Here is a 26,188-nt window from a genome sequence, read left to right as displayed (position 1 = left end):
AAATTTCTGACAGTCTCCCTGGAAGCTCTGCAAGGCAGACTTCCAATGATGGACCGCTTTCCAATTCTTCAATGCTTCAGTGATCGCAAGAAATAGCGTATCCGCGCCACAACCCCACCTAGCAAAAAATAAGGATTGGGTTTAGCGAGGCATCTCTGGCGAGCAGTTCCACGGCAGCAAGGCTTCGTAATCTTTTACCGATGCAGCATGCGGCAACCGCTCAAGTACGTGGCGCAGCCACGTATAAGGCTCTTGGCCGTTGAGTTTGGCGGTCTCGACCAAGCTGTAGATCTGGGCGCTGGCCGTGGCGCCTTTGGGCGTGTCGCTGAACAGCCAGGCTTTTCGTCCGATGGCGAACGGCCTGATTGCTCTTTCGGCAGCGTTGTTGTCGATGGGTAGAAAACCAGCTTCGATATAACGCTCTATCCGGCTCCAGTTGTGAGCTAGGTAGTTCACCGCTTTACCCAAGGCACTTTGTGACGTGACCTGCGGCTGCGTTGTTTCCATCCATGCTTTGACAATTCAGCCACTTGTCAGAATAGGGAGTGCAGTGGCCCCACTCACACCCTGTATCCATTCCCCACTCACCTCCATCCCGCAAATAAAGCACGATACCCGCCCATCGCTCATATCAAGGAATGATCCATGTCGCTGGCTATCGTCCATAGTCGTGCCCAGGTCGGGGTGGAAGCCCCGGCGGTTACTGTTGAAGCGCATCTGGCCAACGGCCTGCCGGCCCTGACGCTGGTGGGGTTGCCGGAAGGCGCGGTGAAGGAGAGCAAGGACCGGGTGCGCAGTGCCATTCTCAATTCCGGGCTGGATTTTCCGGCGCGGCGGATCACGCTCAACCTTGCGCCGGCTGATTTGCCCAAGGATGGCGGGCGGTTCGATCTGGCGATTGCGCTGGGTTTGCTGGCTGCCAGCGGGCAGGTGCCGCTGGTTGCGTTGCAGGATGTTGAATGCCTGGGCGAGCTGGCGCTGTCGGGAGCGATTCGGCCGATTCAGGGCGTGCTGCCTGCTGCGCTGGCGGCACGTGCAGCGGAGCGGACGCTGATCATTCCGGCGGTGAACGCCGAAGAAGCCTGTCTGGCGTCGGGGCTGCGGGTGATTGCGGTGAATCACTTGCTGGAGCTGGTTGCGCATTTCAACGGGCGCACGGTGATTGCGCCGTATCAGTCCAGCGGCCTGCTGCATCAGCCCAAGCCGTATCCGGACCTTAGCGAAGTGCAGGGCCAGACCGCCGCGAAGCGTGCGTTGGTGATTGCCGCTGCGGGTGCGCACAACCTGCTGTTCAGTGGGCCACCCGGCATCGGCAAGACATTGCTCGCCAGCCGCCTGCCGGGTTTGTTGCCGCCGCTGGATGAGCACGAAGCGCTTGAAGTGGCGGCGATTCAGTCGGTTGCCAGCCAAGTGCCGCTGACCAGTTGGCCGCAGCGGCCGTTTCGACAGCCGCATCACTCGGCGTCCGGGCCGGCATTGGTGGGCGGTGGCAGTCGTCCGCAACCTGGCGAAATCACGTTGGCACATCACGGCGTGCTGTTTCTCGATGAGCTGCCGGAGTTCGATCGCCGCGTGCTGGAGGTTTTGCGTGAGCCGCTGGAGTCCGGGCATATCGTGATTTCCCGGGCGCGGGATCGCGTGCGCTTTCCGGCGCGGTTCCAACTGGTGGCAGCGATGAACCCATGCCCCTGTGGATATCTGGGTGAGCCGACCGGGCGCTGCCGTTGTTCCTCCGAGCAGGTGCAGCGTTATCGCAACAAGTTGTCCGGCCCGCTGCTGGACCGGATTGATCTGCACCTGACCGTCGCCCGCGAAGCCACAGCCCTCAACCCCGACTCGACCACCAGTGAGAACACTGCAAGCGCGGCAGCGGTGGTTGCGCAGGCCAGAGAACGGCAGCAACGTCGTCAGGGCTGTGCCAATGCCTTTCTCGACCTACCAGGGCTGCGCGAGCACTGCGCGCTGTCCAGTGTCGATGAGCGCTGGCTGGAGACGGCCTGCGAGCGCCTGACTCTCTCATTACGTTCGGCGCATCGCCTGCTGAAAGTGGCGCGAACGCTGGCTGATCTGGAGCAGGTGGACGCGATCACTCGTAGCCATCTGGCCGAGGCGTTGCAGTACCGGCCTTCAACCAATTGACCGCCCAAACGCAAAAACTCGCCGTCAACGATCAAGTCAACGGCGAGCCTTTGTGACAGGTACTGCGTTTTACATGCTGCTATAGAACGGGAAGATCCCCATCAGCAGCGCGGCAACCAGAATGCACAGGCACACCAGAATCGCCCATTTCAGGGTGAAGCGCTGATGGTCGCCAAACTCGATACCGGCCAGGGCAACCAGCAGGTAGGTCGATGGCACCAGAGGGCTGAGCAAGTGGACCGGCTGACCGACGATCGAGGCGCGGGCCATTTCAACCGGGCTTATGCCGTAGTGGGCAGCGGCTTCGGACAGCACTGGCAGTACGCCGTAGTAGAACGCGTCGTTGGACATGAAGAAAGTGAACGGCATGCTCACCAGCGCGGTGATGACGGCGAGGTAAGGGCCGAGCGCATCCGGGATCACTGCCAGCAGGCTTTTCGACATGGCGTCGACCATGCCGGTGCCGGACAGAATACCGGTGAAGATACCTGCGGCGAAGATCAGGCCGACCACTGCCAGAACGCTACCGGCGTGGGCTGATACGCGGTCCTTCTGGTCCTGCAGGTTCGGGTAGTTGATGATCATCGCGATACTGAACGCGATCATGAACAGTACCGGCAGCGGCAGCAGGCCCATGATCAGGGCAACCATCAGTGCGAAGGTCAGCGCGCCGTTGAACCAGATCAGCTTTGGACGACGTGCATCCGGGAATTGCGAGACGCTGATTTCGCTGTGATCGACTTCATCACCCTTAAGGTGCAGTTCACCCAGACGAGCGCGTTCGCGTTTGCCGTAGAAGTAGGCAATTGCGAGGATCGCAACCACGCCAGCCAGCATTGCCGGGATCATCGGTACGAAAATGTCGGATGCATCGACATGCAGGGCACTGGCCGCACGAGCGGTCGGGCCACCCCACGGGGTCATGTTCATCACGCCACCCGCCAGAATGATCAGGCCGGCCATGATGCGCGGGCTCATGCCGACGCGGCTGTACAGCGGCAGCATGGCGGCGACGCAGATCATGTAGGTGGTCGCGCCGTCACCGTCGAGGGACACCACCAGCGCCAGCACGGCGGTGCCGACCGAAATGCGCATCGGGTCGCCCTTGACCATTTTCAGGATCTTGCGCACGGCCGGGTCGAACAGGCCGGAGTCGATCATCAGCGCAAAATAAAGGATGGCGAACATCAGCATCACGCCGGTCGGCGCCAGCTTGGTGATACCTGCCAGCATCATCGGGCCGATCTGGGCCGCGAAGCCACCGAACAGGGCGAAGATGATTGGAACCAGAATCAGGGCGATCAGCGCAGTCAGGCGCTTGCTCATGATCAGGTACATGAACGCAATAACCATGGCAAAGCCAAGGAAAGTCAGCATGGGAATACTCCAGACGTAATACGGCTACAGAACGTGAAATGAACGAGTCAGCTCAGCAGATCGGTACGTGGAGTGGAGGCGCAAGGAGGGTGTGGAACGAGAAGTCAGCAAGCATCGGAATCACCATTATTGTTGTTAATTGGGCCTGAAACACGTTGGAATCCGTTCCTGGCTAGCCGGTCTTTTTGCCGGAAGTGAGGCGATGCTAATTGGCCAAGCTTTCACCGACCTTTCAATCAGCTATTGTGGAAATTTTATTGTCACACGGATTATGGGCATGAAGGAGAAGCATGGATGAGCGAGATACACTCGGGTGGCTGCCATTGCGGCGGGCTGCGTTACCAGTTCGATGCGCCGTTGCGGGACATCGCTCACTGTCATTGCTCCATCTGTCGACGCACCTCGGGTGCAACGGTTGTAACCTGGACAAGTGTGCCGCTGGCTTCGTTCACGTGGCTGACAGGCAGCCCCTGTGCGTATGACTCCTCACCCAGCTGCGTACGCTATTTCTGCGGCAAGTGCGGCGCTCACCTGGCGTTGTTCACGCGCAACAGCCCGGACGAGATCGACGTCACCATTGCGACACTTGACCAACCGGAGCTGGCAACGCCCTCACGACACATTTGGATAGAGAACCGGCTTCCTGGCTACGCCTGGATGAGCACCTGCCAGGGGTAGAAGGCGAGCCTTTCTGAGGTTTGAGGAGATAAATAGTGCCTGAGCCAGAGCCTTAGGCACTGTTCGCACATTACATCAGCGCATTACTTGCTGAACTGCGAAGCCAGTTCGCGCAGAAGTACCTCGGCCTCCAGCACTTTTTTCACTGACTCGTTGGCTTTTTCGCGGGACAGGCCCAAGCGTTCGAACAACTCGTCAGGAATCTCCTGCTCTGGCCCGGCACCGATGCCGTTCACCCGCAACAGACGTACGGCCAGATAAACCAGGTTGGCGTAGACGTGATGTTCGCCCTTGTAGTGCGGGTCGTGCTGGAAGCGCAGCGCGATGGCGAGTTCATCCGGCATGTCCCAATAGCGCATCAGCCAGGCCCCGATCTGCTCGCGGCTGATACCCAGCAAATGCTGCTCAATAAAGCTGTGGTGCAGGTGCGGGTTAACTTCCAGCTGGCGGCAAATCAGGGTGAAGTGTGGCGGAAACACATGGGCCAGCAGCAGGTAGCCGAAGTTGTGCAGCAAACCGGCGAGGTAGCTCAGGCCAGCTTCCGGGCGACTGGCGCGTGGAATGGCGCGGGTCAGACCTTCGATGACGGCAGCTGTATAGATGGATTGCTGCCAATACGGCGTGGTCTGTTGCGGCTGGTCCTTGGGCAGACTCAGGGTTTTGCCCAGAGCGAGGCCCAGTGCCAGGTTGATCACCAGATCAAAGCCCAGCACGCGGACGATTGCATCTTCTACCGAGCGGATCTTGCCGGTCGACGCGTAATAGGGCGATGCCGCCCAGCTCACGACCTGTGCCGCCAGCGCAGGGTCGGTTTCGACTACGCCGGTGATGTCATCGATGGTCGCATCGGGGTCGACCCGCAGCTTGATGATTTTCTGTGCAGTTCCGGCCAGTGGTGGTATTTCCAGGGTCGCTTCCAGACGCTGCTGGATGCGACGCGCCGTGAAAACATGCATGGCCTGGGTGATTTCTGCCGGATCGTCGTCAGGACGATCCAGGTTCGGACGGATAGCTGCGACCGACTGGCCGAAGTGCGCGGCACTGGCCTTGCTCAGCATGCCTTTGAAGTCGTCACTGCTGATTTCCAGCAACAGGCCCTTTTCGCCCGAGCCCACCAGCAGTGTCGGCTCTTGCAGCAGGCGATCATCGTAAAGGCACGGTGAGCTGGTCAGTGCCGGGAGCCCCGGCAGCACTTGCAGGTTGTGCTTGGTGAGCATGCGCTGCAAACGATCATGCGGCACAGCGGTCAACTGGCGCCCGGTCAGCTCGGTGATTCGGCTGAGGTCGAGCAACTGGCTCTGCGGGAACAGGATAAGCAGCGCACCGACAGCGTCCTCGACCAGCACAGCCTGAACCTTGCGCGCCGGGGGCAAGCTTTTGTTGTCCATGACTTCGTTGTAGCTGATAGCCAATTTTTCAAGCAACTGCCGGATTACCGACGGCGCATGCTGCGGATCATTGACGTGGGCGACTTCTGTCATGAGCTATGTCCAAATTCCTACATTTTTTGAAGTATAACCACGTTATTCGTTTTCGGTCGCACGTGGTGTTCAAGGCGTAGCCTGCATCACACCTGGCCATACTGCTGGCCATGACGCAGCCATCTGTCGAGCAGTGGGCTGACATGTTGGGGCCAGCGCTCCAACAGGGCCTGAGCCGCGTCGCGTACGGCCGGTAGCAGGTCTGCGTCACGCATAAGGTCGGCGACCTTGAATTGCAGAAGGCCCGTTTGTCGGGTTCCCAGCATTTCACCGGGACCACGCAGTTCAAGGTCCTTTTCGGCGATGACAAAGCCGTCGTTGGTTTCGCGCATGATGCCCAGCCGCTGCCGTCCGATCTGTGAAAGCGGCGGGTGGTAGAGCAGCACACAATGGCTGACCGCACTGCCGCGACCGACGCGCCCGCGCAACTGGTGCAATTGAGCCAGACCGAGGCGCTCGGGGTTTTCGATGATCATCAGGCTGGAGTTCGGCACGTCGACCCCAACTTCGATCACTGTAGTTGCCACCAGCAATTGCAGCGCACCCTGCTTGAATTCGGCCATGATCGCGGCCTTTTCTGCGGGCTTCATGCGCCCGTGTATCAACCCGACGCGAACCTCACCCAGGGCACTGCTCAGTTCTTCGTAGGTGGTTTCAGCTGCTTTGCAGGTCAGCTCTTCGGATTCTTCGATCAGCGTGCACACCCAATAGGCCTGGCGACCTTCGGCGCAAGCTGCGCGCACACGCTCCACGACTTCCAGGCGGCGGCTGTCGGCAACCAGCACGGTATTGACCGGTGTCCTTCCGGGCGGCAGTTCGTCCAGAATCGACGTGTCCAGATCGGCGTAGGCGCTCATCGCCAGCGTGCGTGGAATCGGTGTGGCGGTCATGATCAATTGATGCGGACACATCAGGCCGCCGACGCCCTTTTTACGCAGCGCCAAACGTTGCTGAACACCGAACCGGTGCTGCTCGTCGATGATCACCAGCGCGAGGTTCTTGAACTGCACTTCGTCCTGAAACAGCGCATGGGTGCCCACTACCATGGGGGTGCCACTGGCGATCTGCTCCAGGGACGTCGCGCGCGCCTTGCCCTTGAGCTTGCCCGCCAGCCATGCCACGCCCACGCCCAGCGGCTCTAACCAGCGCTGGAAGTTGATGTAGTGCTGCTCGGCGAGAATCTCGGTGGGGGCCATCAGCGCCACTTGATAACCTGCTTCCAGCGCTTGCAAGGCAGCCAGCGCGGCGACCACGGTCTTGCCCGAACCAACGTCACCCTGGATCAACCGCAGCATCGGCTCAGGCTGGCTCAGGTCGTAGGCAACTTCCTTGCCGACCCGCTGCTGGGCACCCGTGGGCGCGAAGCCGAGGTTGGCGAGAAATTGTTTCGGCAGTTTTTTCGCAACAGGCAACGCCGGTGCGCGCTGTGAGCGCAGACTTTCGCGCAGGCGCTGCTGGGAAAGCTGGTGGGTAAGCAATTCCTCGAAAGCCAGCCGGTGTTGCGCCCAGTGATGCCCGAGGGCCAGCTCCTCCACATCGGCATCGGCGGGCGGGTGATGCAGATAGCGGATCGCATCATCCAGCGGGGCCAGCTGATAGTCGCGGGCCAGCTCATCCGGCAGCCAGTCCGGCAGGCTTTTGGGGCCGAGCATCGCCAGGCTTTGCTGACACAGCTGACGCAGGCGCTGCTGGGTAAGGCCTTCAGTCGTGGGATAGATCGGCGTGAGGGTCTGTTCGACGGGCGCGGGCTCATCACCGGTGATCGCCCGATATTCCGGGTGATAGATTTCCAGGCCGGAAGCACCGGGACGCGCTTCGCCGAAGCAGCGCAGGTGCGTGCCACGCTTCATGCTTTCTTTCTGCGCGTTGCTGAAGTGGTAAAAGCGCAGGCTGACGACACCTGTGCCGTCGCCAAGCCGTACCAGCAAGCTGCGGCGCTTGCCCATTACCACATCGGCGCCGCTGACCACGCCTTCGATCACGGCATCCTGGCCAGGGCGCAATGCGCCAATCGGTACGACGCGGGTCCGGTCCTGGTAACGCAACGGCAGATGGAACAGCACGTCCTGCAGGGTTTCCAGCCCGACCCTGGCCAGCTTTTCTGCCATCGCTTCACCGACGCCCTTGAGCGCCGTGACCGAGACCCTGGAAAGCTCGCTCATTTCTTTTCTGCCTAACTTGCGACTGTTTTCGGACGTGCCACCGAGCACAGGCGAGCAGAGTCAGCGAGAATTTCGATGGCTTTGGGCCTCGGGAAGCTTGCGCGCCAGGCGATGGCGACTGTGCGGAAAGGCACAGGCGGCGTCAGCGGGCGGACTTCGATCACGCCAGGCGCGTAGTGGTGGCTGTCAACGGCCGAAAGCGGCAGGATCGAAATACCCAGCCCGGAAGCGACCATGTGCCGAATGGTTTCCAGCGAGCTGGATTCTACTGTCGTGTGCTTGGCACCTTCATTGCCTTTGCCCAGGGTAGGGCAGGCTTCCAGAACCTGATCACGGAAGCAGTGACCTTCGCCCAGCAATAACAGGCTCTTGTCGTTGAGCGCCGAGGCGTCGATGGTCTCTTTCTGAGTCCAGGGGTGATCGGCTGGCATCAGGACGGAGAACGGCTCGTCGTAAAGCGGCAGGGTCAGCACGTCAGCTTCGTTGAACGGCAAGGCAATGATGACGGCATCCAGCTCACCGTTGCGCAGCTTGTCGCGCAGCACATGCGTGAAGTTTTCTTCGATGTACAACGGCATCTGCGGCGCAACCCGGTGCAGTTGTGGAATCAGGTGAGGGAACAGGTAAGGGCCGACGGTATAAATAGCGCCGACTTTCAGCGGCGCGGTCAGCTGATTCTTGCCTGCCTGGGCCAGCTCACGAATACCTTGAGCCTGCTCCAGCACTTTCTGCGCTTGCGCAACGATGCCTTCACCGACCGGTGTCAGGCGCACGGCGCTCTTGCTGCGCTCGAAAATGAGCACACCGAGTTCGTCTTCTAGTTTCTTGACGCCCACCGACAGCGTTGGCTGGCTGACGTGGCAGCGCTCAGCCGCATGGCCAAAGTGCTGCTCCTGGGCAAGCGTGACGATGTAGCGTAATTCTGTAAGAGTCATAACGTGCGTCCATGAAGTTGCGACCCCAGCATAGCGGGTGCGATCGATAGACGCACGTTATCAGAAGCACTCACAAGTAACAAAAGTACAATTCAGCGTTTATCCAGTGAATAAACGAACGGTGCGAGGATTTCAATGGTGCCGTTGTTGAGGATTTCCTTGGGCGGTTTGGGCAGCGGCTGAGCGCGACGGATCATTTCCATGGTCGCTCGATCCAGCGCCGGGCTGCCTGAACTGTTGGCAATCGAGTAAGACAGCACGTTGCCGTCAGCATCGACAACGAAGCGCAGGCGTGCAACACCCTGCATGCCACGACGACGCGCATCCTCGGGATACTTCTTGTACTTGCCCAGATGACTTAACAGGTCACCCTGCCAGCTTGGCAGCGCATTGCTGGGCGGCGCAGGCGCAGGAGCGGGCTTCGGAGCAGCTGCTTTTTCCGGTTTGGCAGTCGTAGGCGGCGTGTCGACCGGTTTTTCGTCAGCAGGCTTTTCCTGAGGCGGCTCAGGCTTTTTCTGCGGCTTTGGCGGCTGCGGTTTTGGCTTGGGCTTTTCAACCTTTTTGGGCACCACGATTTCCGGCTTCGGCGCTTGCGCGACTTCCGGCATAGGCTCTGGTTCTTCAGGGGCTGGCGGCAGAGGTGGCTGAACGACTTTTGGTGGTGGCGGTGCGGGCTCAGGCAGAGGCGCAAGCTCGACCATCATGGCCGCTGGCGGTAGCTCGATCGCCTGAGAGGCGGGCCAGCGAACGGCGATGATGATCGCGATAGCGTGCACGGCCAGCACCAACAACAGACTACCGCTATAGCGCGTCAGTTTTTGGCGCGTACTGATCATTTCTTACCAGCCGTCTCAAGACCCACCAGACCAACCTTGAGGTAACCCGCACCCCTAAGCGTGTTCATGACTTCCATCAGATCGCCGTAATCCACGCCCTTGTCGGCCTGGAAGAAGATCGTGGTGTCCTTCTTGCCCTTGGTCCGGGCGTCCAGCACCTGACCGATCTGCTCGCGGGCAACCTTCTCTTCACCCAGATACAGGCTCTTGTCGGTCTTGACGCTGAGGAAGATCGGCTTCTCGGGCCTGGGCTGTGGCGTGGCAGTGGATGCCGGCAGGTCGACCTTGATGTCCACGGTCGCCAACGGTGCAGCCACCATGAAGATGATCAGCAACACCAGCATGACGTCGATGAACGGCGTCACGTTGATTTCATGGTTCTCGGCGAGATCATCGCCGCCTTCGTTAAGATGCAGGCCCACGTGTTAGCCCACCTTGACCATGTGCGGTTGTTGTTGATTGCGCTCGGTCGGTTCTGGCAGATGATCCAGGTCGCGGCTGACCAGCAGCAGAACCTGGGCCGAAGCATCAGAAACCTGAGCCTTGTAACCGGCGATGGAGCGGGCGAACACGTTGTAGATCACTACCGCAGGAATTGCGGCAACCAGACCCAGTGCCGTGGCCAGCAGGGCCTCGGCGATACCCGGTGCCACGACAGCGAGGTTGGTGGTCTGGGTCTTGGCGATGCCGATGAAGCTGTTCATGATGCCCCATACCGTACCGAACAAACCCACGAACGGTGCGGTAGAGCCGATGGTCGCCAGTACGCCGGTGCCCATGCTCATGTTGCGGCCGCAGGCTGCGACCAGGCGCTCGAGGCGGAAGCTGACACGCTCCTTGATCCCTTCGCGCTCACGGCTGTTGGCCGACAGGCGCATCTCTTCAAGAGCGTCGTGCACCAGCAGGTGGGCGAGGGTGCCTTCCTTGCTGGCGGTCGAGCTCGCTTCGTTCAGGGAGCGGGCTTTTTTCAGGTTGACGATTTCACCACGCAACCGGCGCTTGGCACCCAGCAGTTCGAAACCCTTGGAGATCCAGATGGTCCACGTAATGATCGATGCGATGGCCAGACCGATCATGACCGCTTTGACCACGACGTCGGCGTTCTGGTACATGCCCCATGGCGACAGGTCATGTGCCATGCCCAGGCTGTTGTCTTCGGCTGCAGGCTCCAGAGCCTGCACGGGGGGGGCTGCATCAGGCGCGACAGGAGCTGTCGCCGCAGGTGCGGCAGAGGTTGCAGGGGCCGCAGTCGGTGCCGATTGATCTGCAAGGGCCATAGGTACGAACATCAGGCTCAAGACGAGGGCTGCGACACCGCGCCATGCACGAGGCAGGCGAGGCATCTGGGTAGGCGAAGCGATTGATTGAATGCGTGTCATGCTGGCCGGACCTGAGAGAAAAATAGGGGATGGTTCCAGTGCGTCGTTCAGTGCTCTCGACGCTCACAGGGAACAAATGGGTCGCCATTATTGCAAATCGTTCTTGTTAACAAAAGTAATACAGTATCTTTTTTACATATTCGCCCGAATTTTCGCCTGCCGATGATCATTTTGTACGGCGCTGACACCACCTGTTATGGAGATACCGAATGACTGCCCCTTCGCTTCTAATCGCCGGCTGCGGTGACATTGGTTCGCGACTTGCGACCCGCCTGCTGCCTCACGGCTGGACCGTGCATGGGCTGCGGCGTACTGTTTCCGAGCTGCCTGCCGGTGTTCACGGTGTGGCGGGCGATTTGTTCGATACCTGCAAGCCTGCCCTGTGGCCCACTGCGGCACTGGACTATGTGGTGTATTGCGCAACGCCTTCGCAGCGTGACGAAGCGGGTTACCGGATGGCTTATGTCGAGGGGCTGCGCAATGTATTGAGCTGGCTTGAGCAGACCGGGCAGCGTCCAAAGCGGTTGATCTTCGTCTCAAGCAGCGGTGTCTACGGTCAGCAGAACGGGGAGTGGGTTGATGAAGACTCCGTCACCGAACCGGCCAACTACACCGGCACTGTGATGCTGGAAGCCGAGCAGCTAGCGCTGAACAGCGGACTGCCAGCCACGGCGGTGAGGCTGACCGGTATCTACGGGCCCGGACGCAGTGATCTGTCGAACCGCGTGCGTCAGGGGCACAGTGTCAGAATTGATCCTCCGGTCTACGCCAATCGCATTCATGCGGACGATGCCGCCAGTTTGCTGGAGCATCTGCTTCAGGCGGATCAACGAGGTGTGGCACTGGAGAATTGCTATCTAGGCGTTGACGACGATCTGGCTGCGCTGGCCGATGTGGTGGCGTGGATACGTGAGTATCTGGGGGTGACCGAATGGTCGGAAGAGGTCAGCGTGCAGCGCGTGGGCAGCAAGCGTTGCAGCAATGCCAGGGCGCGCGCACTGGGATGGGTGCCGGTGTACCCGGATTATCGGGCTGGCTATGCGGCATTGCTGGGGTAAACAAGTCGCCGTCAGGAGCGCCTTGAAGGGCGCTCCTGAAGCGTGAGTCGCTTACTGCTGTTCGAGCAACCAGCGACGTGGGCCTGGACGCAGCTCGGGCATCTGGTCAGCACCGGCATTGTTCATAGCCTGGAATATCTCCAGTTGCTTGCCTTTGCGAGCAAAGATCCACGGGTTGCCTTTTTCGGATTTCTCCAGCCACATGCTGTCGTATTCGCCGCTCATGGCTGCGCAATCGCCCGCCAGGCATAGTGCGTAGCGATCGTTTTCGGGAAGCCCCTGCACACTGCCGTCAGGCATGAATTGCACGGTGCTGCCTTGGCCATCGCCTTCCACTACAGTCCATTTGCCGCCCATGTAGGCGCTATACAAGGCTTTCTCGAAACTGGTGCCAGGCTGAGCGCCTTCCGGAGCCGGGTTTTCCGGCTTCTGGAAGTGCTGTTCAGGGCCTGACTCGCTGGCCGCTTGAACCAGTTCATCACCCTTTACGCTCAGGTCTTCGAAGAAGTTGCCGTAGAAGTCTATGTGCAGCTTGCCTTCAGCAGCGCTGACGATCTTGCCTTCACCCAGCTCGAAACCGTTGGAGTAAATGGCCTGATTGGCTTTGGAGTTTATTTTCCACTCCAGATTGGGGCCGTTGGCGAGCAGTGCCTGACGCAGGTTGCCTTGTTTGACGGCGGCGTCGATGGCGGTCTGGTTGATCCAGGTGCCGTCCGGATTGCGGTCGGCGTGGCTGGCGCAGCCGCCCAGAATGACGGCGAGCAGCGAGATGGCGAGCGCGGAGCGCATAACGGATTCCTTCCTTCAGGGAGAACGGAGCGCAAGGCACGCTCCGTCGGGGGATTATTCGATGACGAGAATCGCGTCCATTTCAACCTGGGCGCCACGCGGCAATGCCGCAACGCCGATGGCTGCGCGAGCCGGATAAGGCTGGGTGAAATAGGTACCCATGATCTCGTTGACCTTGGCGAAGTGGCCCAGGTCGGTCAGAAAGATGTTCAGTTTGACGATGTCCTTGAACGATCCGCCCGCCGCTTCGGCAACCGACTTGAGGTTTTCGAAAACCTGAGTGATCTGGGCTTCGATGCCTTCAACCAGTTCCATGCTGTTCGGGTCCAGCGGGATCTGTCCAGACATGTAGACGGTATTGCCAGCTTTGATGGCCTGTGAGTAAGGGCCGATGGCCGCAGGGGCTTTATCGCTGGTGATGACAGTCTTGGTCATGAGAACTCCTGATGATGGATGGCCTACGCGCGCATCCGGGTGATGCGTGTGACACCGGTCAGGGCGCGCAGTTTCTTGATCACACGAGCCAGATGCACACGGTCGTGCACGCTGACCACCAGTTGGACCACGCTGATGCGACCATCGCGTTCGTCCATACTGATTTTTTCGATATTGCCGTCGGCCGCGTTGACGCTGCTGGCCAGCAGAGCGATCAGGCCGCGCTGATGCTCGAGTTCGACACGCAATTCGACGTTGAATTCGCCGGTGACATCCTTGGCCCAGGACAACTGAATGCATTTTTCCGGGTTGTGACGGATTTCGCTGAAGTTGCGGCAGTTGTCCAGGTGCACAACCATGCCCTTGCCTGCAGACAGGTGGCCGACAATCGGGTCGCCCGGGATCGGTGTGCAGCACTTGGCGTAGCTGAGCACCAGGCCTTCGGTGCCACGAATCGCCAGCGGACCTTCAGGGCTTGGCAACTGCTCGCCCTCGCCCAGCAGGCGGCGAGCGACGACATAGGCCATGCGATTGCCCAGCCCGATGTCTTCGAGCAGGTCTTCCAGCACTTCGACCCGGTACTCGTTGAGCACCAGCTGAATGCGTTCCTGATTGATCTTGTCGAGACTGCATTCGAAGCCGTTGAGCACCTTGTTCAGCAGGCGCTCGCCGAGGTTGATCGACTCGGAGCGGCGTTGCAGCTTGAGCGCGTGGCGAATATGCGTACGCGCCTTGCCGGTCACGACGAAGTTCAGCCATGCCGGGTTCGGACGTGCGCCGGGCGCACTGACAATCTCGACGGTCGAGCCGCTTTGCAGCGGTTCGGACAGCGGCGCCAGCCGGCGGTTGATCCGGCAAGCAATGCAGCTGTTGCCGACGTCGGTGTGTACCGCATAGGCGAAATCCACCGCCGTGGAGCCTTTGGGCAGCTCCATGATCCGGCCTTTGGGCGTGAAAACGTAAACCTCGTCCGGGAACAGGTCGATCTTGACGCTTTCAATGAACTCCAGAGAGTTGCCCGCACGCTGCTGCATTTCCAGCACACCCTTGACCCACTGCCGGGCACGGGCATGAGTGCCTTTTGGCTGCTCGTCGTCGCTGGATTTGTACAGCCAGTGTGCAGCGATGCCGTTGTTGGCCATCTCTTCCATTTCGCGGGTGCGAATCTGGATTTCGATCGGTACGCCATGCATACCGAACAAGGTCGTATGCAGGGACTGGTAGCCGTTGGCCTTGGGGATCGCGATGTAGTCCTTGAAGCGGCCGGGCAGCGGCTTGTACAAATTATGTACAGCGCCCAGTACGCGATAACAGGTATCGACCTTGTCGACGATGATGCGGAATGCGTAGACATCCATGATCTCGTTGAAGGCGCGACGCTTGCCGCGCATCTTCTTGTAGATGCCATAAAGATGCTTTTGCCGCCCGCTCACGTCGCCTTCGATGCCGTCAACGGCCAGGCAATGACTGAGGGACTCTTCGATCTTGTTGACCAGTTCCTTGCGATTGCCCCTGGCGCGCTTGACCGCCTGGTTGATGCGCGAGGAGCGCATCGGGTACATCGCCTTGAAACCCAGGTCCTCGAATTCGATGCGCACACTGTGCATACCCAGTCGATTGGCGATGGGTGCATAGATTTCGAGGGTTTCCTTGGCGATGCGCCGACGCTTTTCGCCCGACAGCACTTCCAGCGTGCGCATGTTGTGCAGGCGATCGGCGAGTTTGACCAGGATCACGCGAATGTCGCGCGCCATGGCCATGGCCATTTTCTGGAAGTTCTCCGCCTGGGCTTCGGCCTTGGTCTCGAAGTTCATCTGGGTCAGTTTGCTGACCCCGTCGACCAGTTCCGCGACAGTCTCGCCAAACTGCGCGCTGAGCGCTTCCTTGGCAATCCCGGTGTCTTCGATGACGTCATGCAGCATCGCAGCCATCAGGCTCTGATGGTCCATGTGCATGTCGGCAAGAATGTTCGCCACCGCAAGGGGATGGGTGACGTAGGCTTCACCGCTGCGACGGCGTTGGCCATCGTGGGCTTGTTCGGCGTAGAAATACGCTCGGCGGACCAGATTGACCTGGTCCTTGCCGAGGTAGGCCGACAGTCTGTCGGCGAGGGCGTCTATGCTCGGCAAGGCGCTACCCCTTGCCAATGGCTTTTACCCTGCGCCGTACTACGTCGACCTGGCATAGGCTTAGACGGCCTCGTTGGACTCGTCCTCGAACGCTGCGAACAATGGCTCATCTTCAACGATTTCAGCTTCTGCGATTACAGCGTAATCCATCAGGCCAGCGGCGATTTCACGCAGGGCCATAACGGTAGGCTTGTCGTTTTCCCAGGCCAGCTTTGGTTCTTTGCCGCCGGTTGCCAGTTGACGGGCACGCTTGGTAGAGAGCATGACCAGCTCAAAGCGGTTATCCACGTGTTCTAGGCAGTCTTCAACGGTTACGCGGGCCATGGGTATTCCTCGTAGCAAATGCGGATGCGCGATGCCCGGATGGGCGAGCGGACTCGGTAGTTTACAAGCGGACAGCACCAGTCATCAAGCGGCATGCCACCAACGGCATGCTTTTAACCTGTTGCCTGATGGCTGGAAACGTTTCGATCAAGCCAGCAACTCCTGAAAAAGCTCGCTGTATTGCTCTTGCTGATGCTGTTGAGTGAGGCGATTGGCGCGGAAAATCGCCTTGAGGTCTTCCAGCGCGCCGGCGAAGTCATCATTGACCACCACGTACTCATACTCGTTGTAGTGGCTCATTTCGCTGACCGCCTCACGCATCCGGGCTTCGATGATCTCGTCGCTGTCCTGGCCGCGGTTGGTCAGACGCTGGCGCAGGGCCTGCTGAGTCGGCGGCAAAATGAATATGGAGCGGGCCTGGGGCATCTGCGCACGAACCTGACGCGCACCCTGCCAGTCGATTTCCAGAATCAGGTCGTGGCCTTCGTCCAGGGTCTGCTGCAGGTGGCTCTGCGAGGTGCCGTACAGATTGCCAAAGACTTCGGCCTGCTCAAGAAAGTCGCCGTGCTCGATCATGCGCACGAACTCGGCACGATCGACGAAGTTGTAGTTCACGCCGTTCACTTCGCCGGGGCGCATGGCCCGGGTGGTGTGCGAGACCGAGACGCGAATCTTCGCCTGCGCGCCGTGCTGAGGCTCTTGCTGGGCGTCCATCAGGGCCTTGACCAGACTGGTCTTGCCCGCGCCGGACGGGGCGGAAATGATATACAGGGTGCCAGTGATATGGGTCATGTCAGGTTCAGCCTTACTCAATATTCTGCACTTGCTCGCGCATTTGCTCGATCAACACTTTAAGGTTGACGGCAGCCTGCGTGCTGCGTGGGTCAAAGGCCTTGGAGCCCAGTGTATTCGCTTCGCGGTTAAGCTCTTGCATCAGGAAATCAAGGCGGCGTCCTGCCTGGCCGCCAGCCTTGAGCACGCGACGGACCTCGGTGACGTGTGTGCTGAGGCGGTCCAGCTCTTCGGCAACATCGCTTTTCTGTGCCAACAGAACCATTTCCTGCTCAAGGCGCTGCGGATCCAGTTCGGCTTTCATGTCGGCAAAGCGATCCAGTACTTTCTGGCGCTGAGTTGCCAGCATCTGCGGCACCAGGGTGCGCAGGGTGGCAACCTCCTCGACGATGGAAGACAACCGGTCATCAAGCAGTCTGGCCAGGTCTGCACCTTCGCGTCCGCGCCCGCTCTTTAATTCAGTCAGCGCATCATTGAACAGCTTCAGCGCCTCGGTGTTCAACACCTGTGGATCGCTGGCGTCGGCCACCAGTACGCCGGGCCATGCCAGAACTTCCAGGGGATTCAGCGCGGCAGGCTGTTTGATCAGGCCGGCAACCGATTCGGCTGCAGCGATCAACTGGCCTGCACGCTCAAGATCCACTTGCAGCGGTTTGCCGGCGGTTTCCTCGACAAAACGCAGTGTGCATTCAACTTTGCCACGCGACAGCCCCTGGCGTAGCGCTTCGCGAATCGCACCTTCCAGATCACGGAATGACTCAGGCAGGCGCAGGTGAGGCTCCAGATAGCGGTGATTGACCGAGCGCAGTTCCCAGCTCAGTGTGCCTTGGGCACCGGCTCGCTCTACGCGGGCAAAGGCAGTCATGCTGTGCACCATGGGAAGTACCTCTTATCGATTCAGGAGCGTGATTCAACCCATGAGTGCACAGGATCGGCGCTCATGGGTGTCGTGAAAGCCGACTGGCTGCAGAGGCGCAGGATTGTAGCGCAGTGCGGCGCAGGCTCCCAATCCGGCAGCGTTACAAGTGACACAAGGCATTCCTTGCGATCACGCCAGAGCGTCGAAAGTATTGATCCAGAGCCTTCTGTTCGTAGCAAATCGGCATTGGCGGCTTTTAGAGATGCCCAGCAGCAGCTGTGGCCTCTATAATGCCCAGCAGTTTTCCGTCTCAGTACAGGTATCCCAGATGAAACGTCCAAGTGGTCGCGCCGCCGATCAGCTCCGCTCGATCCGCATCACCCGCAACTACACCAAACACGCCGAGGGTTCTGTACTGGTCGAGTTTGGTGATACCAAGGTGATTTGCACCGTCAGCGTCGAAAACGGCGTACCACGCTTCCTCAAGGGACAGGGCCAGGGTTGGCTGACTGCCGAGTACGGCATGCTGCCGCGCGCTACCGGCGAGCGTAACCAGCGTGAAGCCAGTCGCGGCAAGCAGGGTGGTCGTACACTCGAAATCCAGCGCCTGATCGGTCGTTCGCTGCGCGCTGCGCTGGACATGTCCAAGCTGGGCGACGTGACCCTGTACGTCGATTGCGATGTCATTCAAGCGGACGGTGGCACTCGCACCGCGTCCATCACCGGCGCAATGGTTGCTCTGGCAGACGCCTTGAAAGTGATCAAGAAGCGTGGCGGCCTGAAGGGCGGTGACCCGCTCAAGCAGATGATCGCAGCCGTTTCGGTCGGCATGTATCAGGGCGAGCCGGTGCTTGACCTCGATTACCTGGAAGATTCCGCTGCGGAAACCGACCTGAACGTGGTCATGACCAGTGCAGGCGGCTTCATTGAAGTACAGGGCACTGCCGAAGGCGCGCCATTCCAGCCTGAAGAGCTGAACGCGATGCTGGCGCTGGCACAGAAGGGCATTACCGAGTTGTTTGAACTGCAGCGTGCCGCACTGGCCGATTGATAAATAAGGAGCGTTTGATGATGAATGACAGTCCGCAGCCCTTGTACAAACCCAGCCGGGAAGCCCGTCAGTGGGCGATGTTCTGTCATTTATCCGCTCTCATTGGACTGGTCTTCCCCTTTGGCAATCTCCTTGCGCCATTGATTCTCTGGCAAATGAAGAGGGAGACAGACCCGTTCATTGATTCGCAGGGCAAAGAAGCGCTGAACTTTCAGATCACTGCCGCGATTGCAGGCCTGATATGCATAATGCTGATGTTCGTGGTAATCGGCATCGCACTGTTCATGCTGGTGTGCCTCGGTGCTTTCATACTTACGGTTATCGCCGGGGTGAAGGCAAACAACGGACTGGAATATCGTTACCCCTTCACCTGGCGCCTGTTGAAATAACGCATAGCGCGAGCAACGCAAAAAGCCGACTTGAAGTCGGCTTTTTCGTGTGCGCTGTTCGCCTGGCTATCAGATAGTCAGGGTCCAGTCGTAATCCACGATCAGCGGCGCGTGTTGCGAGAAGCGCGGCTGGCGTGGCAGACGGGCGCTGCGCACGAAGCGGCGCAGGCCTGGGGTCAGTATCTGATAATCGAAGCGCCAGCCCAGATTCAGCATCTCGGCCTGTTCGTTATCCGGCCACCAGCTGTACTGATCACCTTCGCGGCTGACTTCACGCAGGGCATCGACATAGCCCATGGTGCCGACAATCTCGTCCATCCAGGCGCGTTCAGGTGCCAGGAAGCCAGGAGAATGCTGGCTGTCACGCCAGTTTTTGATGTCGAGCTTCTGCTGCGCGACATAGAGCGATCCGCAATAGATGTATTCGCGACGCTTGCGGCGTTGCTTGTCCATGTACTTGCCGAAATCGTCCATGAGCTTGAATTTCTGATTCAGGTCTTCATCGCCATTCATCCCCGACGGAAAGAGCAGGGTAGCGATACTGACCTTGTCGAAATCTGCTTGCAGGTAGCGCCCGTAGCGGTCGGCTGTCTCGAAGCCGAGGCCGCTGATTACCGCCTTCGGCTGCAACCGCGAATACAGCGCCACACCACCCTGAGCGGGAACCTCGGCTTCGCAGGCATAGAGGAAGTAACCATCCAGCTGAAAGGCTGGATCATCCAGTTCAAAGGTGGAGGCGCGGGTGTCCTGTAAGCAGATGACGTCGGCATTCTGAGCTTGCAGCCAGCTGAGCAAACCACGCTCGACCGCAGCCTGAATGCCATTTACGTTCACACTGATGATCCGCATAAATGGCCCCAAAAATCACGTGCGTGTATGATACCCGAGCTCTACCTAATTAGCTAAATCCGTGGTATTCGGAGCTTTTTTCATGCAAGCGTATCAACGCGATTTTATTCGTTTTGCCATCGATCGCGGTGTTCTGCGCTTCGGTGAGTTCACTCTCAAGTCCGGGCGCACCAGCCCGTACTTCTTCAATGCGGGGCTGTTCAACACCGGTTCCGCACTGGCACAGCTGGGGCGTTTCTACGCGGCAGCCGTGGTTGAAAGCGGTATTGCCTTCGACGTTCTTTTCGGTCCGGCCTACAAGGGCATTCCGCTCGCATCGGCCACTGCTGTGGCGCTGGCCGAGCATCATGACCGTGATCTGCCGTGGTGTTTCAACCGCAAGGAAGCCAAGGCGCACGGCGAAGGCGGCAGTCTGGTGGGGTCCCCGCTGACCGGTAACGTGCTGATCATCGACGACGTGATCACTGCGGGCACTGCGATCCGTGAGGTCATGCAGATCATCAAGGACCAGGACGCGACAGCTGCGGGCGTGCTGATCGCGCTCAATCGTCAGGAGCGTGGCAATGGCGAGCTGTCGGCGATTCAGGAAGTCGAGCGTGACTTCGGCATCCCGGTAGTGAGTATCGTGTCATTGAATCAAGTGCTCGAGTTCCTGGCCGACGATCCGCAACTCAAGCAGCATCTGCCTGCTGTCGAAGCCTATCGCGCGCAATTCGGAATCTGAGGACGTGCCTATGGCAGTCGGCGGCACGGGGCGGGCTTCGGTTTCCGGCACACTGAGCGTTTTGGGCGTTTGCCTGGCTCTTGGCATGCTCGCGCCCCTGCTCGCTCATGCGGCTGATGCGCCTGAAGCTCGACTTTATCGCTACGTCGACAGCCGTGGCGTGACCGTGATCGATACGCAAGGCGTGCCGCCCGACTACGTTGCCAAAGGCTATGAAGTGCTCAATGGTCGTGGCCGGGTGATACAGGTCGTACCGCCCGCGCCGACTGCCGAGCAGATTCGTCAGTCCGAAGCAGACAAGCGCCAGGCCGCTGCGGATGCACAGCTGTTAAGCCTTTACAGCAGTGTCGATGAGGTGGACCGCGTCAAGGCCCGTAAACTGGCCGAGCTGGATGCGCTGATTGGCGTTGCTCAGGGCAACATTCAGGGGCTGGCGGCTCAGCAGCGCAATCTGCAAGGCCAGGCAGCCAACCTGGAGCGTGCGGGGCGTCCTGTTCAGCAGGGGCTGGTCGATCAGTTGAATGACTTGCGCGATCAGCAGCAGAAGCTGCAAACCGATATCGCCGGGTATCAGGCCGCACGGGTAAAGGCTGAAGCAGATTTCGCCGTCGATCGTGCGCGCGTCCAGCGCCTGACTCAATGACCGGACGCAGAGCGTCCAGAAGCGCATGCCCACGCCTGTTTTTGATTCTGGCCGAAGGCCGTAGGAGCGAACTTGTTCGCGAAGAGGCCGGTACAGCCTCCAGAAACAGGGCGTTCGGACTAACGTCTTCGTGAGCAATGCGGATCGCCGCAACGGTCATGCAGGCATCCAATCGGGACGTGTGTATGACGATGGGCACTCGGCACGAGGATCAAAAGCTTTGACGACTAACGACTTGCAGCTCGCCGCTGGTCGCTTTGAAAAACTTACAGTTTGCGGCCTGCAGCTTGCCGCTCTGAATCCGAGGTACGAAAGATGAAGATAAGCCGACAAGCCTACGCAGACATGTTCGGCCCCACCGTCGGCGACAAGGTTCGCCTGGCCGACACCGAGCTGTGGATCGAGGTCGAGAAGGACTTCACCACCTATGGCGAAGAAGTGAAGTTCGGCGGTGGCAAGGTCATCCGTGACGGCATGGGCCAAGGCCAGCTAATGGCCGCCGATGTGGTCGACACGCTGATCACCAACGCCCTGATCATCGACCATTGGGGCATCGTCAGGGCTGACGTCGGCATCAAGAATGGACGCATCGCAGCCATCGGCAAGGCCGGTAACCCGGACATCCAGCCAGACGTGACCATTGCGGTCGGCGCGGCCACCGAAGTCATTGCCGGTGAAGGCATGATCCTCACCGCTGGCGGCGTCGACACGCACATCCACTTCATCTGCCCACAACAGATCGAAGAAGCGCTGATGAGCGGCGTGACTACCATGATCGGCGGCGGCACCGGCCCTGCCACTGGCACTAACGCCACCACGGTCACGCCCGGTCCGTGGCACATGGCGCGCATGCTCCAGGCTTCGGATTCGTTTCCGATGAACATTGGCTTCACCGGCAAGGGCAACGTCAGCCTGCCCGGCCCGCTGATCGAGCAGGTCAAGGCGGGCGCTATCGGTCTGAAGCTGCACGAGGACTGGGGCACCACACCCGCAGCCATCGACAACTGCCTGAGCGTTGCCGATGAATACGACGTGCAGGTCGCGATCCACACCGACACCCTCAACGAGTCAGGTTTTGTCGAGACCACCCTGGCCGCGTTCAAGAACCGCACGATTCACACCTATCACACCGAAGGTGCCGGTGGCGGTCACGCGCCGGACATCATCAAGGCCTGTGGTTCTCCGAACGTGCTGCCCAGCTCGACCAACCCGACCCGGCCTTTTACCCGTAACACCATCGACGAACACCTGGACATGCTCATGGTCTGCCACCACCTGGACCCGAGCATCGCCGAAGACGTGGCATTCGCGGAAAGCCGTATACGCCGGGAAACCATCGCCGCCGAGGACATTCTTCACGACCTGGGTGCCTTTTCGATGCTCAGTTCCGACAGCCAGGCCATGGGCCGGGTTGGTGAGGTGATCATGCGCACCTGGCAAACCGCCGACAAGATGAAGAAGCAGCGCGGCCCCCTGCCGCAGGACGGTCCCGGCAACGACAACTTCCGCGCCAAGCGCTACATCGCCAAATACACCATCAACCCGGCGATCACCCACGGCATCAGCCATGAAGTGGGCTCCATCGAAGTCGGCAAGTGGGCGGACCTGGTGCTGTGGCGTCCGGCATTCTTCGGCGTCAAACCGACCCTGATCCTCAAGGGCGGCGCCATTGCCGCCAGCCTGATGGGCGACGCCAACGCTTCGATCCCGACACCGCAACCGGTTCACTACCGCCCCATGTTCGCCAGCTACGGCAGCTCGCTGCATGCCACCAGCCTGACCTTTATCAGCCAGGCGGCATTCGACGCAGGCGTACCGGAGTCACTGGGCCTGAAGAAGCAGATCGGCGTAGTCAAAGGCTGTCGCACCGTGCAGAAGAAAGACCTGGTCCACAACGACTACCTGCCGGACATCGAAGTTGACCCACAGACCTATCAGGTCAAGGCCGACGGCGTGTTGCTATGGTGCGAACCGGCCGATGTGCTGCCGATGGCACAACGGTATTTTCTGTTCTAGCAAAGCGCTCGAAAGTGGGGGCTCTTGTTGAGCCCCTGCTGCTCGACGTACAAACTGGATTGACGTACAAACTGGATTAAATCAAGACGCTCCAGGAATGTCTCTTTAGAGTTCAGTATCTGCAACGACTGCAGCGAGTCGTTGATGGCGTCGAACATGCCCAGATCCTGTTCAGTCGGTTTACCCTGCAACACCCGATGCAGAGCAAGAAAAACGCTGAGTTTGCCTCCCGACATATAGTCCCGTTTGCTTACTTTTGCATCTGCCAGTATCTCCCCCGCCAGCGCGATCTGCTCTTCGACGAACGCTGCAAACTCTGTCTTCAACATGCTGAATCTCCGGTTATGAGGTGAGTAGCAACTCATCCAGCACTTGCACCATCCGCTCCCTGGTTTGCAGCCCTACAAGGTCTTCCCGTACTCTTTTGCCATCCTTGAAAAAAACCATCGTCGGACCGTGATTTATCTCGTACTCGTTCGAAGTCACGGGGTTCAAAGAGTCTTTGAGATCCGAATCCAGCTCGATCTCTACTCTGATCAGGCTTACCTTTTCGGCGTATTTCTCTTCCAGCGCATCAAAAATGGCATCCATTCTGGCGCTGGCGTTTTGATCACCTCGTTTACTGACTTTTCCTTTCGTCGAGAACTCCACCGCCACAAGCCTGTGGCAGCTGGCATCGACAACCTCTTTCTGGAAGGTTGAATCGGCAGCAGTGATGACACTCATGTTCAGGCCCCTCATTCAATTAATCGCTGATTGAACATAGGCCTGCAAAAAAAGGGCGTCTACTGACAGAAATGACAGTAAACGCCCTGTTTGTCGTGTCATGTAAAAGCGATAATATGCGCCATCTTCCGTCACGCTCCTCCAACAAGGTAGTCGGCCATGCGCCTTTCCGAGTTCATCGTTGTTCATGTGGATCGCATTGTCGATGAATGGGAAGACTTCGCCAGGACTCTGAAACCTGCCGCCGACTCGATGAGCAAGCTGGAGCTGCGCGATCACGCCAAATCGATTCTGCTCGCAGCTGCACGGGACATGAAAACTGCGCAGAGCAAAAGCGAGGAGATTGCCAAGGCCAGAGGCGAAGAGCTGAACAAGACGCCAAGCCTGGACGAAGCAGCCAGCAGCCATGGCGAGTTGCGCCATGAGGTCGGCTTTGATCTGGTGCAGATGACGTCGGAATTCCGACACCTGCGCGCCAGCGTCATCCGCCTCTGGGTAGAAAGCCTGGCAGCGCCGCAACTGGCCGATTTTCAGGACGTGATTCGTTTCAACGAAGCCATCGACGAGGCGCTTGCCGAATCCACCGCTGCCTATGCGGAACGGGTTGGCCGTTCACGGGATATATTTCTTGCCATTCTGGGTCACGATCTGCGCGCGCCGCTGCAGGCCGTCAGCATGTCGACGGAATTGCTGGCACGCAAGATAGCGCTGGACGAAAAGACCCAGTCCTATGTTTCGCGTATCCAGACCAGCACCCGCCATATGGGCTCGATGGTCAGCGATCTGCTGGAATTCGTGCGCAGTCGCCTGGGCGCCGGGCTACCGGTTGAACGCAAATATATGGATTTGGCCAGTGCTTGCCGTGAAGCCATCGAGGAAGCCTGCGCGGGGCGACCGGACTCTGTTCCGGTGCTGAACATCGAAGGCAACACCAAAGGGCACTGGGACGCCGGGCGGATCAGCCAGATGCTGCAGAACCTGATCGGCAATGCCCTGCAGCACGGTGCGGCCAGTCACGAGATAACGGTCAGTGTTACGGGTGCCGAGAAAGCGGTGATATTGGTGGTACACAACGAAGGCAAGCCGATTGCCGAAGACGCTATCGGGACGATCTTCGATCCGCTGGTGCGCAGCACCGAGGAAAACAGCGAAACACGCGGTACATCGACCAGCCTGGGTCTTGGCCTGTTCATCGTCAAGGAAGTGGTCAACGCCCACGGTGGCAGCATCACTGTGACCTCGACCATTGGTGAGGGCACGACCTTCAATGTGGTGCTGCCGAAAAACTGATCGAGGCTGATTGCGTGCTGATGCGGGTGGCGCATCAGCCCATTCAGAAAAGACAGAATCGCAAGACTGCTACGCTCAACCCTTCCACTGCGCCCGGGGATCAAACGAGGCACTGTCTGCCAGTTTCTGCCAGAGTGTCCGTGTTACCTCGTCAGTGTGCTTGGGCACGACTATTTTCAGCTGGGCGTAAAGGTCACCCCGCTCGCCGCTCTTGTTCATCAGGCCGTTACCCTTGATCCGCAGACGCTGACCGTTCTGACTGTCCGGGCGGATGGTCAGGTTGATCCTGCTGTTCAGCGTCGGTACCGCCACCTTGGTGCCCAGCACTGCTTCCCAGGGTGCCAGTGGAACGGTGATGACCAGATCATGGCCCTCGACCTCGAACAGAGGGTGCGGTGCCAGGCGAATGATCAGGTACAGATCGCCATTGGCACCCCCGCCCACTCCAGGCGCGCCCTGGCCCTTGAGACGAATGCGCTCGCCGTCAACGACGCCCGCTGGAATCTTCACGTCCAGGGTCTTGGTGATATCGCTCATGCGCTGCCCGTTGGGGCTGTGCTGCGGCACCTTGAAGCTGACCTGCTTGGACTCACCCGACAAGGTCTCCTCAAGGAAGACTGCCAGCTCCATCTCAACGTCCTGCCCGGTACGCCCGGGGTTGCGGGTACGGCCGCACTGCTGTGGCCGGCCGCCGAAAATGGAGCTGAAAAATTCTGAAAAGTCTGCCGTTTCCTCGAATCCTCCAGCGCCTGCGCCAGCCCGGCTTTGCCAGCCTGGCGGAGTCTGGAACGGACGACCCTGCCGACCGTACTTGCGCAGCTCATCGTACTCAGCGCGCTTGTCAGGGCTGCTGAGCACTTCATAGGCTTCGGACGCTTCCTTGAATTTGTCTTCAGCGCCTGCTTCCTTGCTGACGTCAGGGTGATACTTGCGCGCCAGTTTGCGATAGGCGGTCTTGATCGCCTTGTCGTCCGCAGTCGGCTCAACGTCAAGTATCTTGTAGTAGTCTTTGAAATCCATGTAACGATCACCCATCCGAATTATCCGGCAAAGCCAGATACGCTGGCGTCACGCGCCCAGCTCCCTCTGTTTACGAGGTATCTGGATTACCTAAGGAGGCGCTGCAA

At 59.4% G+C, this 26,188-nt stretch carries 24 protein-coding genes and 3 pseudogenes; 9 read left to right on the top strand and 18 right to left on the bottom strand.

Annotated elements, in window-relative coordinates:
• Window positions 1-141: 141 nt before the first annotated feature.
• A pseudogene (locus ALO64_RS13200) lies at window positions 142-519 on the bottom strand (IS66 family transposase); the annotation flags it as partial.
• A 126-nt stretch (window positions 520-645) separates the two neighbouring features.
• On the opposite strand from ALO64_RS13200, the gene ALO64_RS13195 reads away from it, so the two are divergent.
• Entirely contained in the window at window positions 646-2,139 is a 1,494-nt protein-coding gene (locus tag ALO64_RS13195; RefSeq protein WP_044344520.1) for a YifB family Mg chelatase-like AAA ATPase, read from the top strand.
• A gap of 69 nt (window positions 2,140-2,208) precedes the next feature.
• On the opposite strand, the gene ALO64_RS13190 is transcribed toward ALO64_RS13195, so the two are convergent.
• A complete protein-coding gene (locus ALO64_RS13190) occupies window positions 2,209-3,516 on the bottom strand; it encodes a CitMHS family transporter (RefSeq protein WP_002551489.1) in 1,308 nt (435 codons plus the stop codon).
• 294 nt (window positions 3,517-3,810) lie between these two features.
• Here ALO64_RS13190 and ALO64_RS13185 point away from each other — a divergent pair.
• Window positions 3,811-4,211, top strand: a pseudogene (locus ALO64_RS13185) (GFA family protein).
• Between the two features lie 66 nt (window positions 4,212-4,277).
• Here ALO64_RS13185 and ALO64_RS13180 read toward each other — a convergent pair.
• The 6 genes from ALO64_RS13180 to exbB form a co-directional block, all read right to left on the bottom strand.
• On the bottom strand, window positions 4,278-5,675 hold the full coding sequence (locus ALO64_RS13180) for an aminoacyl-tRNA deacylase and HDOD domain-containing protein (protein ID WP_002551491.1): 1,398 nt from the start codon (window positions 5,673-5,675) through the stop codon (window positions 4,278-4,280).
• 86 nt (window positions 5,676-5,761) lie between these two features.
• Entirely contained in the window at window positions 5,762-7,837 is a 2,076-nt protein-coding gene (gene recG / locus ALO64_RS13175; protein ID WP_005757521.1) for an ATP-dependent DNA helicase RecG, read from the bottom strand.
• 11 nt (window positions 7,838-7,848) lie between these two features.
• Window positions 7,849-8,772, bottom strand: a complete 924-nt coding sequence (locus ALO64_RS13170; RefSeq protein WP_002551493.1) for a hydrogen peroxide-inducible genes activator — start codon at window positions 8,770-8,772, stop codon at window positions 7,849-7,851.
• A 92-nt stretch (window positions 8,773-8,864) separates the two neighbouring features.
• Window positions 8,865-9,608, bottom strand: a complete 744-nt coding sequence (locus tag ALO64_RS13165) for an energy transducer TonB (RefSeq protein WP_044344521.1) — start codon at window positions 9,606-9,608, stop codon at window positions 8,865-8,867.
• Window positions 9,605-10,030: a TonB system transport protein ExbD gene (gene exbD / locus ALO64_RS13160; protein WP_002551495.1), complete on the bottom strand. Its 426-nt coding sequence runs from the start codon at window positions 10,028-10,030 to the stop codon at window positions 9,605-9,607. Before exbD ends, ALO64_RS13165 begins: the two co-directional genes overlap by 4 nt.
• Window positions 10,031-10,033: 3 nt before the next feature.
• Window positions 10,034-10,987 (bottom strand): tonB-system energizer ExbB, encoded by a 954-nt coding sequence (gene exbB / locus ALO64_RS13155; RefSeq protein ID WP_044344522.1) that lies wholly within the window; start codon window positions 10,985-10,987, stop codon window positions 10,034-10,036.
• A 209-nt stretch (window positions 10,988-11,196) separates the two neighbouring features.
• Between exbB and ALO64_RS13150 the strand changes: the two genes are divergently transcribed.
• Window positions 11,197-12,045 (top strand): SDR family oxidoreductase, encoded by an 849-nt coding sequence (locus ALO64_RS13150; protein ID WP_044344523.1) that lies wholly within the window; start codon window positions 11,197-11,199, stop codon window positions 12,043-12,045.
• Between the two features lie 51 nt (window positions 12,046-12,096).
• Here the strand turns inward: ALO64_RS13150 and ALO64_RS13145 are convergent, their stop codons facing one another.
• The 6 genes from ALO64_RS13145 to ALO64_RS13120 all read right to left on the bottom strand — a co-directional run bounded on the left by ALO64_RS13145 (window position 12,097) and on the right by ALO64_RS13120 (window position 17,391).
• Window positions 12,097-12,834 (bottom strand): hypothetical protein, encoded by a 738-nt coding sequence (locus ALO64_RS13145; RefSeq protein WP_002551498.1) that lies wholly within the window; start codon window positions 12,832-12,834, stop codon window positions 12,097-12,099.
• 54 nt (window positions 12,835-12,888) lie between these two features.
• Window positions 12,889-13,269, bottom strand: coding sequence for a RidA family protein (locus ALO64_RS13140; RefSeq protein WP_044319282.1), 381 nt, complete (start codon window positions 13,267-13,269; stop codon window positions 12,889-12,891).
• A gap of 23 nt (window positions 13,270-13,292) precedes the next feature.
• Window positions 13,293-15,398, bottom strand: a complete 2,106-nt coding sequence (gene spoT / locus ALO64_RS13135) for a bifunctional GTP diphosphokinase/guanosine-3',5'-bis pyrophosphate 3'-pyrophosphohydrolase (protein WP_044344524.1) — start codon at window positions 15,396-15,398, stop codon at window positions 13,293-13,295.
• 60 nt (window positions 15,399-15,458) lie between these two features.
• Window positions 15,459-15,722: a DNA-directed RNA polymerase subunit omega gene (gene rpoZ, locus ALO64_RS13130; protein ID WP_002551500.1), complete on the bottom strand. Its 264-nt coding sequence runs from the start codon at window positions 15,720-15,722 to the stop codon at window positions 15,459-15,461.
• A gap of 147 nt (window positions 15,723-15,869) precedes the next feature.
• Window positions 15,870-16,514: a guanylate kinase gene (gene gmk, locus ALO64_RS13125; RefSeq protein ID WP_002551501.1), complete on the bottom strand. Its 645-nt coding sequence runs from the start codon at window positions 16,512-16,514 to the stop codon at window positions 15,870-15,872.
• A 13-nt stretch (window positions 16,515-16,527) separates the two neighbouring features.
• A complete protein-coding gene (locus ALO64_RS13120; RefSeq protein ID WP_002551502.1) occupies window positions 16,528-17,391 on the bottom strand; it encodes a YicC/YloC family endoribonuclease in 864 nt (287 codons plus the stop codon).
• Window positions 17,392-17,701: 310 nt separating this feature from the next.
• On the opposite strand from ALO64_RS13120, the gene rph reads away from it, so the two are divergent.
• Window positions 17,702-18,424, top strand: coding sequence for a ribonuclease PH (gene rph, locus ALO64_RS13115; RefSeq protein WP_002551503.1), 723 nt, complete (start codon window positions 17,702-17,704; stop codon window positions 18,422-18,424).
• A 20-nt stretch (window positions 18,425-18,444) separates the two neighbouring features.
• The gene (locus tag ALO64_RS13110; protein WP_044344530.1) at window positions 18,445-18,813 is read left to right on the top strand and encodes a DUF4870 domain-containing protein; all 369 of its coding nucleotides are present in this window, start codon (window positions 18,445-18,447) and stop codon (window positions 18,811-18,813) included.
• A gap of 69 nt (window positions 18,814-18,882) precedes the next feature.
• On the opposite strand, the gene ALO64_RS13105 is transcribed toward ALO64_RS13110, so the two are convergent.
• Entirely contained in the window at window positions 18,883-19,662 is a 780-nt protein-coding gene (locus ALO64_RS13105; protein WP_044344525.1) for an exodeoxyribonuclease III, read from the bottom strand.
• Between the two features lie 82 nt (window positions 19,663-19,744).
• Between ALO64_RS13105 and pyrE the strand changes: the two genes are divergently transcribed.
• The 3 genes from pyrE to ureC all read left to right on the top strand — a co-directional run bounded on the left by pyrE (window position 19,745) and on the right by ureC (window position 23,045).
• Window positions 19,745-20,386: an orotate phosphoribosyltransferase gene (gene pyrE / locus ALO64_RS13100; RefSeq protein ID WP_002551506.1), complete on the top strand. Its 642-nt coding sequence runs from the start codon at window positions 19,745-19,747 to the stop codon at window positions 20,384-20,386.
• A 10-nt stretch (window positions 20,387-20,396) separates the two neighbouring features.
• A complete protein-coding gene (locus ALO64_RS13095; RefSeq protein WP_005731627.1) occupies window positions 20,397-21,029 on the top strand; it encodes a hypothetical protein in 633 nt (210 codons plus the stop codon).
• A gap of 315 nt (window positions 21,030-21,344) precedes the next feature.
• Window positions 21,345-23,045: an urease subunit alpha gene (gene ureC, locus ALO64_RS13090; protein ID WP_044345070.1), complete on the top strand. Its 1,701-nt coding sequence runs from the start codon at window positions 21,345-21,347 to the stop codon at window positions 23,043-23,045.
• An 80-nt stretch (window positions 23,046-23,125) separates the two neighbouring features.
• Here the strand turns inward: ureC and ALO64_RS13085 are convergent.
• Both ALO64_RS13085 and ALO64_RS13080 read right to left on the bottom strand, forming a co-directional pair.
• A pseudogene (locus ALO64_RS13085) lies at window positions 23,126-23,374 on the bottom strand (hypothetical protein); the annotation flags it as partial.
• A 13-nt stretch (window positions 23,375-23,387) separates the two neighbouring features.
• Window positions 23,388-23,771, bottom strand: coding sequence for a thioredoxin family protein (locus ALO64_RS13080; protein WP_044345069.1), 384 nt, complete (start codon window positions 23,769-23,771; stop codon window positions 23,388-23,390).
• Between the two features lie 159 nt (window positions 23,772-23,930).
• Here ALO64_RS13080 and ALO64_RS13075 point away from each other — a divergent pair, with 159 nt between their 5' ends.
• Window positions 23,931-25,061 carry a sensor histidine kinase gene (locus tag ALO64_RS13075; protein ID WP_005732126.1) on the top strand — a complete coding sequence of 377 codons (1,131 nt, stop codon included), beginning with the start codon at window positions 23,931-23,933 and terminating at the stop codon, window positions 25,059-25,061.
• Window positions 25,062-25,136: 75 nt separating this feature from the next.
• Here ALO64_RS13075 and cbpA read toward each other — a convergent pair whose 3' ends face one another.
• The gene (gene cbpA / locus ALO64_RS13070) at window positions 25,137-26,081 is read right to left on the bottom strand and encodes a curved DNA-binding protein (RefSeq protein WP_044345074.1); all 945 of its coding nucleotides are present in this window, start codon (window positions 26,079-26,081) and stop codon (window positions 25,137-25,139) included.
• Window positions 26,082-26,188 lie beyond the last annotated feature (107 nt).

It is taken from the genome of Pseudomonas meliae (assembly GCF_001400515.1).
In the GTDB taxonomy this organism is placed as follows: domain Bacteria; phylum Pseudomonadota; class Gammaproteobacteria; order Pseudomonadales; family Pseudomonadaceae; genus Aquipseudomonas; species Aquipseudomonas amygdali.
This window is presented reverse-complemented; position numbering and strand designations above follow the sequence as displayed.